The sequence below is a fragment of the Mumia sp. ZJ430 genome, from assembly GCF_011751845.1.
GTDB lineage: Bacteria > Actinomycetota > Actinomycetes > Propionibacteriales > Nocardioidaceae > Mumia.
This window is the reverse complement of the sequence record NZ_JAAHFK010000001.1, coordinates 1-14737: the sequence shown is the minus strand read 5'-3', so window position 1 is coordinate 14737 and position 14737 is coordinate 1. Positions and strand designations below refer to the sequence as shown.

At 70.7% G+C, this 14737-nt stretch carries 15 protein-coding genes; all 15 read left to right on the top strand.

Annotation, left to right across the window (positions count from 1 at the left end):
• Positions 1 to 4: 4 nt before the first annotated feature.
• Complete coding sequence (locus tag HCT63_RS00075) at positions 5 to 1039, top strand: LLM class flavin-dependent oxidoreductase (RefSeq protein WP_167000431.1); 1035 nt, start codon at positions 5 to 7, stop codon at positions 1037 to 1039.
• Positions 1036 to 2247: a CoA transferase gene (locus HCT63_RS00070; RefSeq protein WP_167000430.1), complete on the top strand. Its 1212-nt coding sequence runs from the start codon at positions 1036 to 1038 to the stop codon at positions 2245 to 2247. The genes HCT63_RS00075 and HCT63_RS00070 overlap by 4 nt, the downstream gene beginning before the upstream one ends.
• Positions 2247 to 3629 carry an MmgE/PrpD family protein gene (locus HCT63_RS00065; RefSeq protein WP_167000429.1) on the top strand — a complete coding sequence of 461 codons (1383 nt, stop codon included), beginning with the start codon at positions 2247 to 2249 and terminating at the stop codon, positions 3627 to 3629. The genes HCT63_RS00070 and HCT63_RS00065 overlap by 1 nt, the downstream gene beginning before the upstream one ends.
• Positions 3626 to 4849: a RidA family protein gene (locus HCT63_RS00060; RefSeq protein ID WP_167000428.1), complete on the top strand. Its 1224-nt coding sequence runs from the start codon at positions 3626 to 3628 to the stop codon at positions 4847 to 4849. Before HCT63_RS00065 ends, HCT63_RS00060 begins: the two co-directional genes overlap by 4 nt.
• Before the next feature lies 1 nt (position 4850).
• Positions 4851 to 5351, top strand: coding sequence for a MaoC family dehydratase N-terminal domain-containing protein (locus HCT63_RS00055; RefSeq protein WP_167000427.1), 501 nt, complete (start codon positions 4851 to 4853; stop codon positions 5349 to 5351).
• The gene (locus HCT63_RS00050; protein WP_243842811.1) at positions 5348 to 5809 is read left to right on the top strand and encodes a MaoC/PaaZ C-terminal domain-containing protein; all 462 of its coding nucleotides are present in this window, start codon (positions 5348 to 5350) and stop codon (positions 5807 to 5809) included. Before HCT63_RS00055 ends, HCT63_RS00050 begins: the two co-directional genes overlap by 4 nt.
• On the top strand, positions 5806 to 6951 hold the full coding sequence (locus HCT63_RS00045; protein WP_167000426.1) for an acetyl-CoA acetyltransferase: 1146 nt from the start codon (positions 5806 to 5808) through the stop codon (positions 6949 to 6951). The genes HCT63_RS00050 and HCT63_RS00045 overlap by 4 nt, the downstream gene beginning before the upstream one ends.
• Positions 6948 to 7403, top strand: coding sequence for an OB-fold domain-containing protein (locus tag HCT63_RS00040; RefSeq protein WP_167000425.1), 456 nt, complete (start codon positions 6948 to 6950; stop codon positions 7401 to 7403). The genes HCT63_RS00045 and HCT63_RS00040 overlap by 4 nt, the downstream gene beginning before the upstream one ends.
• Entirely contained in the window at positions 7400 to 8578 is a 1179-nt protein-coding gene (locus HCT63_RS00035; protein ID WP_167000424.1) for an acyl-CoA dehydrogenase family protein, read from the top strand. Before HCT63_RS00040 ends, HCT63_RS00035 begins: the two co-directional genes overlap by 4 nt.
• 222 nt (positions 8579 to 8800) lie before the next feature.
• Positions 8801 to 9769: an ABC transporter permease gene (locus HCT63_RS00030; protein ID WP_167000423.1), complete on the top strand. Its 969-nt coding sequence runs from the start codon at positions 8801 to 8803 to the stop codon at positions 9767 to 9769.
• Positions 9766 to 10659, top strand: a complete 894-nt coding sequence (locus tag HCT63_RS00025; protein ID WP_167000422.1) for an ABC transporter permease — start codon at positions 9766 to 9768, stop codon at positions 10657 to 10659. Before HCT63_RS00030 ends, HCT63_RS00025 begins: the two co-directional genes overlap by 4 nt.
• Before the next feature lie 46 nt (positions 10660 to 10705).
• A complete protein-coding gene (locus tag HCT63_RS00020; protein ID WP_167000421.1) occupies positions 10706 to 12271 on the top strand; it encodes an ABC transporter substrate-binding protein in 1566 nt (521 codons plus the stop codon).
• A gap of 2 nt (positions 12272 to 12273) precedes the next feature.
• Positions 12274 to 13275 carry an ABC transporter ATP-binding protein gene (locus HCT63_RS00015; RefSeq protein WP_167000420.1) on the top strand — a complete coding sequence of 334 codons (1002 nt, stop codon included), beginning with the start codon at positions 12274 to 12276 and terminating at the stop codon, positions 13273 to 13275.
• Complete coding sequence (locus tag HCT63_RS00010) at positions 13272 to 14303, top strand: ABC transporter ATP-binding protein (RefSeq protein ID WP_167000419.1); 1032 nt, start codon at positions 13272 to 13274, stop codon at positions 14301 to 14303. The genes HCT63_RS00015 and HCT63_RS00010 overlap by 4 nt, the downstream gene beginning before the upstream one ends.
• The coding region (locus HCT63_RS00005; RefSeq protein ID WP_167000417.1) for a DUF3598 family protein at positions 14300 to 14737 on the top strand (438 nt) is incomplete at its 3' end. The genes HCT63_RS00010 and HCT63_RS00005, both read left to right, overlap by 4 nt.

Below are 14737 nucleotides of genomic sequence, written 5' to 3'. Positions count from 1 at the left end.
TCGGATGCGGATCACGTACGCCCCGTGGGGCGAGACCCTCGACGAGCTGGCCGATGCTGCGCGGCGGGCCGAGCAGGCTGGGGCAGAGGCACTGTGGGTCCCCGAGCTGCACCGCTCGGCGACCGTGAGCGCGGCCGCGATCGCCGCAGCGACCGAGACGGCCCAGATCGGCACGGCGATCGCGCTGGCGTTCACCCGCAGCCCGATGGTCACCGCGCTCGAGGCGCTCGACCTCGACGAGCTGTCGGGAGGACGGTTCGTCCTCGGGCTCGGCACGGGCGTGCAGCGGCTCAACGAGGACTGGCACCACGCCCGCTGGGGCAAGCCGGTGGGTCACCTCCGCGAGACCGTCCGCAACATCCGCCACTTCTGGGCGACCGCGACGACCGGGGAGCCGATCGACCTCGAGGGCGAGTGGGAGCCGATGCGGATCCGCGGCTACGAGCGCCCGTACCCGATCGTGCGCCCGGACATCCCCATCTATCTCGCGGCCATGGGTCCGGCGATGACCCGCCTTGCCGGCCGGATCGGCGACGGGTGGATCAGCCACGAGCTGTGCTCCCCGTCCTACCTCGCCGAGCGCATCCTGCCCGAGATCGAGGCCGGGATCGACGCGGTCGAGGGACGCACGCGCAAGGACATCGAGCTCGTCGTGTCGGCCTGCTGCTCGGTCGACCCCGACCACCAGGTCGCGACGCGGCGGGTGGCGGGACTCGTCGGGTTCTACGCGAGCGTGCGGACGTACGCCGACTTCTTCGCCTTCCATGGGCTCGCCGACGAGCAGCAGCAGGTGATCGACGCCTTCCGCTCCGGCAAGGGCGCCGACTACCTGGCCGACGCGGTCGATGACCAGATGGTCGACGCGCTGACCCTCACCGGTGACGTCGAGCGGGTCGCCGAGCGGATCCACGCGTACGACGGGCTCGCCGACGCGGTCAAGCTCAGCCCGCCGACCCACGGCATCGCGGCGGCGGAGACCCGTGCGGCCCAGGACCGGATCATCGAACTCATCGCGCACATCACCGGAGGTCGTTCGTGAAGCCGCTGCAGGACGTCAGGATCATCTCGCTCGAGCAGTACGGCGCCGGCCCCTTCGGCAGCGTCCACCTCGCCGACCTCGGCGCCGAGGTCATCAAGATCGAGGACCCGCGGGTCGGCGGCGACGTCGGCCGCTACGTCCCGCCGTACGCCGAGGAGGAGGACTCGCTCTTCTTCGAGACCTTCAACCGCAACAAGCGCTCGCTGTCGCTCGACATCTCCACGCCCGCCGGGCGGGAGGTCTTCGAGGAGCTGGTGAAGGTCGCCGACGTCGTCTACTCCAACCTGCGCGGCGACGTGCCGGAAAAGATCGGCATCACGTACGACCAGCTCAAGCACCTCAACCCGGCGATCGTCTGCTGCTCGCTGACCGGATTCGGCATGACCGGTCCCCGCCAGAAGGAGCCCGGCTACGACTACGTGCTGCAGGGTCTGGCCGGCTGGATGGACCTGACCGGTGAGCCCGACGGCCCACCGACGAAGTCAGGCCTGTCGCTCGTCGACTTCTCCGGTGGCTACGTCGCCGCGCTGTCGATGATGGTCGGTCTGCACGCGGCTCGCCGTGACGGTGTCGGCATGGACTGCGACGTCAGCCTGTACGACACGGCGATGTCGATGCTCACCTATCCGGCCACGTGGCACCTCAACGCGGGCTTCGAGCCGGTGCGGACGCGCCACTCGGCGCACCCGTCGCTGGTGCCGTTCCAGGCGTTCGAGGCCTCCGACGGCTGGTTCGTCGTGGGCTGCGCCAAGGAGAAGTTCTGGGCCCGTCTCGCGGTCGTCGTCGGCCACCCCGACTGGGCCGAGGAGGGGTCGCCGTACGCGACGTTCGCGCTGCGCCAGCAGCACAAGGACGAGGTGGTCGGGGCGCTCGAGGAGATCTTCAAGACTCGCACGATCGACGAGTGGCTCGGCGAGTGCTACGCGGCGTCCATCCCGTGCGGGCCGATCAACGACGTGGCGGCGGCACTGAAGGAGCCGCACACCGTGGCGCGCAACCTGCTGGTCGAGACCGAGCACCCGCGCTACGGCACCGTGACCCAGCTGTCGTCGCCCGTGCGCGTGGGCTCGGAGATCCCCGACTACGTCCGGGCGCCGCAGCGCAACGAGCACTTCGACGACGTGGTCGGCGGCCTGCTCGGTCTGTCGGCCGACAAGGTCGCCGAGCTGGCCGCCGCGGGCGCGTTCGGCGCCCCCGGGACCGACTGATGATCGCCCCCGAGCTGGCCCGCTGGGTGGTCGCGCCGCTAGACGCGCCCGCCGAGGTTGACGCGGCGGCGCTGCGCCACCTCCTCGACGGTCTCGGCAACGCGATCGCGGCCGCGCGCACCGGCGCGGCGCGTCCTGCCGTCGAGGTGGCTCGCGGGCTGGGCGGGCCGCCCGAGGCGACCATCCTCGGGACGTCGACGCGGGTGTCCGCTCCGGCGGCGGCGCTCGCGGACGGGACGCTCGTCCACGCCCTCGACTTCGACGACACCCACGCAGGCGGGCTCGTGCACGCCACGGCCGTCGTCCTCCCGGCGGCGCTCGCCGTCGGCGAGGAGCGCGGCGCCACCGGTCGCGCGGTGCTCGACGCCGCGATCGTCGGCTACGAGGTCGCCTGCCGCGTCGCCGCGGCGGCCCCGCACGGGTTCCACCGGCGCGGGCTGCACGCGACGATGGTCGCCGGCGTGTTCTCCTCCGCGGCGGTGGCCTCCCGGCTCATGGGCCTGGACGCGACGACCACGTGCCACGCGCTGGGCATCGCCGGCAGTCAGGCGGGAGGGCTGCTGGCCTTCCTCGCGACGGGGGCCAGCACCAAGCAGCTCCACCCCGGCCTCGCCTCGCAGGCCGGCATCCTCGCGGCACGGCTGGCAGCCGCCGGCGCGACCGGCCCCGAGACCGTCTTCGACGGCCCGGACGGCGTCTTCGACGCCCTGAGCGAAGGCGTCGCGACACCGTCGTCGATCGTCGACGCGCTGGGGGAGCGGTGGGAGACGACCCAGATCGGGATCAAGCCCTGGCCGACCTGCCAGCTCGCGCACGCCACGATGGCGGCCGCGCAGGACGCGCTCGCGCGGGCAGGGGCGAGCGTGGACGAGATCGTCGCCGTACGGGCGGGCGTCCACCCCGACTCGGCCTCGGTCGTGTGCGCTCCCGACCGAGACCTCACCCGCCCGGCAAGCCCGTACGCGGCGAAGTTCAGCCTGCCGTGGAGCGTGGCCGTGATGCTCCTCGATGGCCGCGTCGGCACCGACACGTACGACCCCGACAACCTGGACCGTGCCGACATCACCGGACTCGCGGCGCGCGTCACCTGGGACCTCACACCGGGCGACGGGGTCGCGGCGGACGCCGCCGGCGACGTCGTCCTCACCCTCGCCGACGGCCGTACGGTCGCCGGTCACGTCGACCGCAGCCCCGGGGGCGGCTCCGCCCCGCTCAGTGACGAGGCGTTGTTCGCCAAGCTCGAGGGCAACGTCGGCCCGGGCGCCGAGCGCCTCGCTGCTGCCGTGCAAGCGCTGCCGCAGGCGCCTGACTTCTCCACACTGCTTTCCCTGGCGGCCGAGACGGCCGCCGTACCCGCATCGTCCGAGGAGGGCGCCCCATGACCCTGTCCGCTATCCGACCCGAGCACTTCCCCTGGTTCCCGTACGAGGGCTTCACCTTCTGTCTGGGACTCAGCGAAGGGGATGCCGCGTGGACCTCGGGTCACACCTCGGCCCGGCACGATCCCGCCGTCGGCAAGATGACCGTCCAGGGCACGATGGAGCAGCAGGCGCGGATCGCGTACGAGAAGTGCCTCGCGATCCTCGACGCGGCCGGCTTCGGTCCGGCCGACGTCACGCGGGTGAGCGAGAACGTGACGATCGCCGGTCTGCCCGAGTACGAGACGGCGGCCGGGGTGCGGCGCGAGCTGCTGGGCGAGCACGCGACCGTGCGGACGGTCGTGGTGGAGCGGTTGGTCCGACGCGCGGCGTGGCTCGAGGTCGAGTTGCACGCGGTCAAGGGCGGCGGCGAGCAGCTGCGGGTCGCGAGCGAGGCGCGTGAGGCCGGCACCTGGCAGGCGTCGAGCATCACCGAGGGCCACGACGGCACCGTCTACCTGCCGACCGTGGTGCCGGTCGACGAGCACGGCGACCTCGTTGCGCCTGGCGACTTCGCCGCTCAGTACCGCTACTGCCTGGAGAAGGCGGACGGCCTGCTCCGCGGGGTCGGGCTCTCGCTCGACAACGCCGTCACGACCTTCGACTATTCGACGCCGGAGACGCGTGACGTCTACCGGTCGACGCACCGGGTCCGCAAGGAGCTGCTGGGAGGCGCGGGCGTCTACCCCGGCGCCGGCGGCATCCTGATGAGCCGGCTGCACCAGGACGGCCAGCTGGTGGCGATCGACGTCACGGCGTCGCGCCACCCGCTGGAGCTGGTGAACCCGGGCTGGGACCGCTACGACACCCTCACCTACGCGCCGGGCGTGCGGGCGGGACGCACGCTGTTCATGTCGGGGTTCGCCGCGCTGGACATGAAGACGCAGGAGGCGCTCCACCCGGGCGACATCGGCGCGCAGGCGGAGGTCACGTACGGGGCCATCCTCGAGCTCCTCGCCCACGCCGGGCTCGGACCGACCGACCTGCTGGAGACGACGGAGTACTGCGTCGAGTCCGCGTTGGGCGACTACCGTGCGGTCGCGGGTGTGCGCGAGCGGCTCCTCTCCCCGCCGTGGCCGTCCTCGACCGGGGCGATCTGCCAGGGGCTGCTGCGTCCGGAGTTCCTGCTCGAGGTGTTCCCGACCGCGCTCTACCCCGAGGCGCACGACGGCGAGGAGGCCTGACGTGGGTCTGCTCACCGACGAGATCCGCGCGCTGGTCGGGACCCGGCGCGTCTACACGGCGCCTGAGGCCTTCGGGGCTGCGGCCGGCCGCTACTTCGGGCTCGCGATCGGAGACGACAACCCTTTGTACTCCGATCCCGAGTTCGCGCGAAGCCACGGATTGGCGGGAGTGACCCTCCCGCCGACCCTGGTGTGCGAGACCAACCAGTACGCCGCGCTGCCCGCCGACGCCGAGGGCTACGCCGGGCACACGTGGGGGTTGGAGCTCCCGGGGACGCGGCAGGTGCGCGGTGGCAACCGGTATGTGTTCGGGCGCCGGATCCGTCCCGACGACGTCGTCACCGCCACGTGGGAGATCACCGACGCGACCGAGAAGACCAACCGCGCGGGCGCTGACATGCTGGTCGTCGGCTCGCGTGCGACGTACACGAACCAGGACGGCGAGTTCCTGGCCGAGAACGAGGAGACGCTCATCTTCATCTCGTTGGGAGGCGCAGCGTGAGCGCGAGTCCGGATCGGCCGGCGGTGGGCGACGCGATCGCCCCGCTGGAGCGCACGATCACGCTGACCGACATGGTCGCGTACGCCGGCGCCACCTGGGACTGGCACCGCCTTCACTACGACCCCGAGTACGCGGCGGCCAAGGGCCTGCCGGGTCCGATCGTCGACGGTCAGGTCTTCGGTGCGTACCTGGTCGAGATGCTGCAGGACGGGCTCGGACCGGACTGCTTCGTCCAGACGCTCGACTTCTCGTTCCGCAACCTGATGTTCGCCGGCGAGACGATCCGTTGTGAGGGCGAGGTCGTCGCGGTCGACGACGCAGACCCGACCGCACCGACGGTCGACGTGACGATGACGGTCACCATCCTCGGGGTCGGCGGCGCCGACGACCGGTATGCGGTCAAGCCCGCCTCGGCTCGGGTGCTGCTCGGCCGCACCGACGGGACCGGGCGCCCGTGAGCGGGGTCGCGATCGTCGGTGCCGCCGAGTCCGACCTCGGGGTGACCGACCTGTCGATCCTCGGCCTCCAGACCCAGGCGGTCACGCGCGCGCTCGCTGACGCCGGCCTGAGCCTGTTCGACGTGGACGGGATCGCGACCACCGGGATCTCGCGGTTCTCCGCCACGCAGCTGGCCGACTACCTCGGGATCGTGCCGACGTGGACGGACTCGACGTTCGCCGGCGGATCGGCCTTCGAGATGTTCGTCGCCCGCGCAGCCCAGGCGATCGAGGCCGGGCAGTGCGAGGTCGTGGTGATCTCGTTCGCGTCCAACCAACGCTCGGCGCGCTCGCGCAAGCTCGGCGGCGTCCACGAGCCGTGGATCCCTGAGGCGCAGTTCGAGGAGCCGTACGACATCCTCTATCCGCTGTCGTACTACGCGATGGCCGCCCGGCAGTACCTCGACCGCTACGGCAAGACCCGTGAGCAGCTCGCCGAGATCGCGGTCGCCGCCCGCGAGTGGGCACTGCTCAACCCGAAGGCGTTCCGCTACGGCAAGGGCTCGCTCACCGTCGACGACGTCGTCGGTTCCACGATGATCTCCTCGCCGCTGACCGCCGCGGACTGCTGCTTGGTCACCGACGGCGGCGGCGCGGTGGTGCTGACCTCGCTGGAGCGTGCCCGCGACCTTCGCCAGAAGCCGGTGCAGGTGCTCGGCTACGGCGAGCGCACCACCAACACGTCGTTCACCGCGGTCGACGACCTCACTCGTCCCGGTGCCGCCGGAGCAGGCGCGGACGCGTTCGCCCGCGCGGGGATCACCGCTGCCGACGTCGACGTGCTCGAGGTGTACGACTCGTTCACGATCACCGCGGCGCTGTCGGTCGAGGCGCTCGGCTTCTGCGGCCCGGGCGAGGTGCTCGACTTCATCGCCGACGGCACGATCCGTCCCGGCGGCTCGCTCCCGCTGAACACCAGCGGTGGCGGGCTGTCGTACTGCCACCCGGGCCAGTACGGAGTCCTGCTGCTCGTCGAGGCCGTCCGCCAGTTGCGCGGCGAGTGCGGTGAACGGCAGGTGCCGGACGCCGAGATCGCGGTCGCGCACGGCACCGGCGGCATCCTGTCCACCCACGCCACCGTCGTCCTGGGAGGCGATCGATGACCACGCCGAGCAGCTGGGTCCCCGGTGACGTCCCGCCCGCGGACGAGGTCACCGCGGCCTACTGGGACGCCACGCGCGAGCACCGCCTCACCGTCCAGCGGTGCGGGACCTGCGGCCACCATCAGCACCCGCCGCGTGCGCTGTGCACCGGGTGCGGCGGCACCGACGCGCTCGCCCAGGTCGACACCTCAGGTGCCGGCAGCGTCGACACCTTCACCGTCGTCCACCGTGCCCCGCGCCCGGACGTCCCGGTGCCGTACGTGCTCGCGCGGGTGCGGCTGGCCGAGGGGCCACTCGTGCTCACGCGCCTCGACGGCCACGACGATCCCGAGTCGTGGGCCCTCGGGGACGCGGTCACCGTCGCCTGGACCGACCTTCCCGACGGCCGTGCCCTTGCCCGCTTCGTGACCGAGGGCGGCGCCCCCACCATCCCGACCGAGGAGACCCGATGAAGTTCGAGCTCGACGAGGACCAGCGCGAGTTCAAGGCGCTGCTGCGGCAGTTCGTCGACAACGAGATCGTTCCGGTGGCCCGCGACTGGGAGCAGTCCGGCCGGTACCCGACCGAGATCGTCGCCGGGATGGCCGACATGGGCCTGTTCGGCATCACGGTCCCTGAGCAGTACGGCGGCCTCGACCTGGACCCCGTCTCCTTCGCGCTGGTGTTCGAGGAGATCGCGCGCGGCTGGATGGGCATCGCCGGCATCCTCGGCAGCCACTCCCTGGCGTGCCGGCTGATCGCGATGCACGCCACCGACGCGCAGAAGGAGAAGTACCTACCCGACCTCGCGACCGGGAAGCGTCGCTCCGGCATCGGGCTGACCGAGCCCGATGCCGGCACGGACCTGCAGGGCATCCGCACCACCGCCCGCCTGGTCACCCCCGACGACGGCAGCGAGCCGTACTACGTGGTCAACGGCGCGAAGATGTGGATCACCAACGCCCGATACGCCGACCCGCTCCCGGTACTGGTCAAGACCGACCCGACCGCGACGCCGGCGCACAAGGGCATGAGCGTGCTGCTCATCGAGGCCGACACCCCCGGCTTCACCGTCACCAAGGACATCCCCAAGCTCGGCTACAAGGGCACGGAGTCCTGCGAGATCCTGCTCGACGACGTCCACGTGCCGGTGAGCCAGCTCGTCGGCGGCATCGAGGGTCGCGGCATGCAGCAGGTCCTGTCGGCGCTGGAGTGGGGCCGGGTCAACATCGCGGCGCGCTCGGTCGGCATCGCCCAACGCGCCCACGACGAAGCCCTCGCCTACGCGCAGCAGCGGCACGCCTTCGGCAAGCCGATCTCCGAGTTCCAGGCGATCCAGCTCAAGCTCGGCGAGCTCGGCACCCAGGTCCAGGCTGCCCGCCTCATGGCGTACTGGGCCGCCGACGCCGTCCGCAACGGGCGCGCCGACGGCGCCACCGGGATGGCCAAGATCTTCTGCTCCGAGGTCGCCCTCCAGGCTGCGATCGACGCCATGAAGGTCCATGGCGGCTACGGCTACTCCACCGAGTTCGAGGTCGAGCGGCTCTACCGCGACGCGATCCTCATGAGCATCGGCGAGGGCACGAACGACATCCTTCGGATCGTCGTCGCGAAGTCCCTCACCACCGGCGAGACCGTCGTCGGTTAGCCGACCGCGGAGCTGTTCGCCGCCATACCGACAGCAACGTTCACGCGCCCTCGAGTCGGCCGCACACGGCGGTCGTCCCGGGGGCGCGTGCGTCGTCTTCGGCGGCCCCGGCGGGAGGCGCCCCGCTTTTGTCTGACTTTATTCCGAACCGGTCCCGCCGACCTTAGTGTTACCGAAACAGTATTTCAGACAGCGGAACAAAACCGTGAGAGAGGAGGCCGAATGTTGTCGTACCTGATGCGGCGTATGGGCGGTGCCGTGATCGTTCTCTTCCTCGTCCTGACCCTCGTCTTCCTCATGCTGCATGCCGCGCCCGGCGGCCCGGAAACCGCGTACCTCGGCAACAACCCCACCCCGGAGAAGCGGGCTGCGGTGCTCGAACAGCTCGGCCTCGACCGCCCGCTGTGGGCTCAGTACCTCACGTTCGTCGGCAACATCGTCACGTTCGACCTCGGCGAGTCGCTGACGACGCAGACGCCGGTCTCCGAGCTCCTCGGTGACCGGATGCTGGTGACGCTGGAGCTGGGTCTGACCGCCTTCGTGATCTGGACCGCGATCGGCATGCTGCTCGGCGCCCTGGCCGGCGCGCGCCGCGGAGGCTCCCTCGACGCGATCGTCCGGGTCGGCAGCGTGATCGCCCTCTCCGTGCCCAGCTTCTGGCTCGGCCTCGTGCTCGTCCTCATCTTCGGCCTCTACCTGCCCGGGGTGCTCCCGAGCTCGGGTTGGGCGACGTGGGGTGAGGGGGCCGGACTCCATCTCCAGTCGATGGTGCTCCCCGCCTTCACGCTGGGCCTCGCCGCGTCGGCCGTCATCGCCCGTACGCTGCGCGCGTCCATGATCGAGGCGCTCGACGCCGATCACGTCAGGTTCGGACGCGCGATGGGACTGCGCGAGCGCACGCTGCTCTCGCGGCTCGCGCTCCGCAACGCCGTGATCCCCACCGTCACCGTCGTCGGCATGATGCTCGGGACATTCATCGGTGGTGCGGTCCTCGTCGAGAACGTCTTCAACGTGCCGGGGGTCGGCCAGCTCGTCGTGAGCTCCTTCCTCGCGCACGACTACCCCGTCGCGATCGCCGCGACGGTCTGGACGGCGGGTGCCTTCCTCATCGCCACGCTGGTCGTCGACCTGCTCTACTTCGCGATCGACCCGCGCATCCGCGCCCAGTTCCTCGGAGGCACGGCTCGATGAGTGCGACCACCATGCCCACCCGCGTCAGCCGCCGGCGGATCAGGCTGCGCCTTCCTCAGATGAGCGCGCTCGGCTGGGTCGGCTTCGTCCTCGTCCTCGTCTTCTGCCTGCTCGCGCTCGTCGGCCCGCTGATCTCGCTGCCGCCGAACGAGCGCACCGGCGGCCCGCTGGAGCCCCCGAGCGCTGCGCACTGGTTCGGCACCGACGACCTGGGGCGCGACCTGTTCGCCCGTACGGCGGTGGGTGCACGGCTCTCGCTCATCGTGGCGGTGTGCTCGGTCGTCGCGGGGCTCGTGGTGGCGGTCCCGATCGGGTTGCTCGCCGGCTACCGCGGCGGCACGTGGGTGGACGACCTCCTGATGCGGGTCATGGAAGCCCTCCAGGCGCTGCCCGTGTTCGTCCTCGCCCTCTTCGTGGTCGGCATGACAGGGACCGGATCCAGCGAGATCGGCCCGCTCACGCTCGCGCCCGAGGCCAAGGTCGTGCTGCTCCTCGCCGTGTCCTTCCTCCCGTTCTTCGCCCGCGTCACCCGCGCGGCGACGCTCGTCGAGGTCCAGGAGGAGTACGTCGACGCCCTGCGTGTCGTCGGTGTCTCGCGCCGCCACATCCTCCTCGGGGAGCTGCTGCCCAACGTCGCGCCGCCCGTCCTGGTGCAGGCCTTCCTCTGGGTCGGGATCGCGATCTTCTCCGAGAGCGCACTCAGCTTCCTCGGTCTCGGAATCCAGCCCCCCGAGGCGAGCCTGGGCAACCTGCTCTCGGACGCGACCAGCTCGCTGATGATCGGCGGCTGGTGGCTCTCGGTCGTACCGGGCCTGGCGATCCTGTTCGTCACGATCGGGATCAATCTGCTCGGTGACGAGGTCGAGCGGCTTCTCGGTGGCCGTCGATGAACCCCTGTTCCCCCCACACCCTCCCCTCCATCCCCCAGGAGCTCTCATGAAGTCCCTCTCCTCGCGCCCGCTGCGCCGTCGCGCAGTCGGGGTCGTCGGCGCCACCGCCGTCGCCCTCGCGCTCTGCAGCTGCAGCTCCGGCTCCGGCGATGCCGTGGCCGGCAAGCCCGTCGACGGCGGCACCGTGGTGGTCGGCATGCCGTCGATCTCCGACTACCTCAACCCCCTCGTGGCCACGACCAACCCCCTCGCGTGGGTGACGGCGCCTATCGCCGAGACGCTCTACACGTACGACGACAAGGGCACCTCGGTGCCGCAGCTCGCGGCCGCCGAGCCGGTGATCTCCGCCGACGGTCTGACCTGGACCGTCACGCTGGCCGAGGGCGTCACGTTTTCGAACGGCGACCCGCTGACCGCGGACCACGTCGCCGCGGTGATCAACAAGGTCTCCGACCCGAAGGCGTACACCGACTGGACCAGCTACTTCGCGTACTTCGTGAAGGGGGCGAAGGCGAAGGACGACAAGACGGTCGAGATCTCGCTCGCCCAGCCGTACGGCGTCCTCCGCTCGCACCTGAACAACCTGCCGATCATCCACAGCTCCACGCTGGAGAAGAACGACACGACGATTGGCACCGGCCCGTACGTCATCGACAAGGTGACGCAGGGTCAGTCGGTCACCCTCGCCCGCAACGAGGCGTATCGCGAGGAGTTCGAGGGTGCGGACACCCTCGAGTTCCGCGCGGTCCCCGACGCCGGGACCCGACTGGTCAACCTGCGCGAGGGCAAGATCGACGTGATGACCGACGTGCCCGCCAGCAACGTCGGCGTCGTGGAGAAGGACGACTCGCTGTCGGTCGACGTGGTCGATGCCCCGATCTCCATCCTCACCTTCTTCAACCTCAAGAAGGCGCCGTTCGACGACGAGCGGGTGCGGCAGGCGCTCGCGTACTCGATGGATCGTGACGGCGTCTCCGAGCTGGTCTACGCCGGCACGGCGGACACCGCCCAGGGACCGGCCGGACCGGCGCTCGAGGCGTACGACAAGGACCTGGACCTCTACCCGACCACGCCGGACGTCGACAAGGCCAAGGAGCTGCTCGCCGAGGCCGGGCACGCGGACGGGATCGACTTCACGCTGTCCATCAGCAGCTCCTCGGAGTCGACCGTGAAGATGGCGGAGGCGCTGGCGCAGGGCTGGGAGAAGGCCGGCATCCGCGTCAAGATCGAGAGCACCGACGCAGGCACCTGGGCGACCAAGTGGATGCAGGGTGACTACCAGCTGTCGATGACGACCTTCGTCACCGGTGTCAGCGCGGGCGACAGCGCGTTCCCGCTGTTCACCTCGTACGCCTCCACCAACCCGATGAACTTCGGGTACGCCAACGACCAGCTCGACAAGCTGCTCAACGAGGCGTGGACGACCACCGACGCCAAGGAGCGTGGTGATCTCACGCGCCAGGCCAACACGATCCTCGCCGAGGACGCGGTCGCGATCCCGCCGGTCTACCCGAAGCTGATCGTCGCCCAGCGCAACGACGTGAGCGAGCTCGACCCGGAGCAGCTCGCGCTCGGTCGCCTCGACGTGGCATCGCTGCAGCGGCTGGAGTGAGCATGAACACCACCGTCGCGCGTCCTGGTGACGCCCTCGCCGAAGACAGCGAGACCACCCCGCTGCTGCGGGTCGAGGGGCTGAACGTCACCTACCGGCTCGCCGGTGGTCAGCTCCGGGCGGTGCGGGACGCGTCGTTCGACGTCGCCCGCGGTGAGATCTTCGGCCTCGTGGGGGAGTCGGGTTCGGGCAAGAGCACACTGCTCACCGCCCTGATGCGCCTGCTTCCCCACGGGACCGGGGTCACCGCCGACCGTCTGGAGCTCAACGGGACGGACCTGCTCGGCATGTCCGAGGGACGGCTGCGCAAGCTGCGCGGCCGCGAGATCGGGCTCGTCCCCCAACGTCCGATGACCTCCCTCTCGCCGGTGACGCCGGTCGCAGCCCAGCTGCGCCGGCTCACCGGCGGGGAGGTCGACGACGAGCGGATGCACGAGCTGCTGACCGACGTCGGGCTGGGCGGGCTGAAGCGGCGGCTCGGCGACTACCCGTTCCAGTTCTCGGGCGGTCAGCTGCAGCGGATGCTGATCGCGGTCGCCATCCTCGCCAGGGAGCCGGGCCTCGTCCTCGCCGACGAGCCCACCACCACCCTGGACGCGACGGTGCAGGCGCAGGTGCTGCGGCTGATGGTCGACCTGCGGGAGCGCCTCGGGAACACCGTCGTGCTCGTCACCCACGACCTCGGCGTCGTGGCGCAGGTGTGCGACCGGGTCGGGGTCATGTACGGAGGCCGTCTGGTCGAGGTCGCCCGGACACAGGACCTGTTCGACAACCCTCAGCATCCGTACACGCAGGCGCTGCTGGCGGCGATGCCGAGCAACCGTCCGGCCGGCGCCCGGTTGAACCCGATCCCTGGTTCGGTGAGCGGCGCTCACGCGCTCCCGGGCTGCCCCTTCGCGCCGCGTTGCGCGCGTGCGGACCACGTCTGCCGCGAGGTCGACCCCCTTCCGGTGGAGTCGGCCGCGGCGACGGTGCGCTGCCATCATCCGGGAGGTACGGAATGAGCGCGCAGACGGCGCCGTTCGTCGAGGTCGAGGGTCTCGTCAAGCACTACCGGCTGTCCGGCCAGCGGGCCCGCGGCGCAGAGGTGGAGGTCGTCCACGCGGTCGACGGGGTCGACCTCCAGGTGAAGAAGGGCGGCGCGCTCGCGCTGGTCGGCGAGTCCGGGTGCGGGAAGTCCACGATCGCGAAGGCGCTGGTCGGGCTCGTGGAGCCGACGTCGGGACGCGTCCGCATCGGCGGGCACGACGTCGTGCCCGTGACCCGCAACGACCTGGCGGCACGGCGACGTGTGCAGCTGGTGTCGCAGAACCCGTGGTCGGCGCTCAACCGCGCCCGAAGCGTCCGGCACATCCTGGCGCAGCCGGTCCGGCTGCACGGGGGAGTGTCGGATCGCGCGGCGGTGAACCAGCGCTGCACCGAGCTGCTCGCGATGGTCGGTCTGCCGACGGACTACCTGTCCCGACGGCCGCGCGACCTCAGCGGCGGCGAGCTCCAGCGCGTCACGATCGCACGGGCGCTCGCCACCGGCCCGGACGTGCTCGTGCTCGACGAGCCCACCGCGAGCCTCGACGTCAGCGTGAAGGCCACGATCGTCAACCTGCTCGCCGACCTGCGGGTCGAGCTCGACCTGACCTATGTGCTGATCACCCACGAGCTGGACATCGCCCGGCACGTGGCGGACGACGTGGCGGTCATGTACCTCGGCGAGGTGGTCGAGAGCGGCCCCATCGAGAAGGTCTTCACCGCGCCCGAGCACCCCTACTCCCGCGCGCTGCTCGACGCCGCACCGACCGAGCTGGTCGTCGGTCGCCTCTCCAGCGGCGGCCTGACGGGGGAGGTCCCCTCTGCGATCGACGTCCCGACGGGGTGCAGGTTCCACACCCGCTGCCCCGTCGCGGTCGACGACTGCTCCCACGAATCACCCGCGCTCCGCGGGCGCCCCGAGGGCCGAGCCGCGGCATGCCTGCGGCTCGACGAGCTTCTCGGCGACATCAGTAGCAGCACCATGACAGGAAGGAACCCGGCATGAGCGCCTGGGACAAGGATTTTCCGATTCTCGACCGTCACCTTGGTGAGTGGGAGGGCGAGTACGTCCACCTGGATCCCGATGGCAACGAGGTTGATCGTCATGCGTCGCATCTGCGGATGTGGGTGCCGGAGGACGGTTCGTGTGACATCAAGCAGATCAACACGTACACGTGGCCTGATGGTCGTCAGGAGGCGGTGGAGTTTCCTGGGATCCTGAAGGGGAAGGATGTGTTCTTCTCGACCGATCGGATCGAGGGGCACATGCACCAGTCCGATGAGCTGACGATCTTGTTGACGTGGACGTACAACGAGCTGTTGAAGCCGGGGAACTATCTGTACGAGCTGATCCAGCTGAGTCGTGATGGTCAGCAGAAGGTGCGTACGTGGCACTGGATGGAGGAGGACCGTCTGGTGCGCCGCACGGTCATCCGCGAG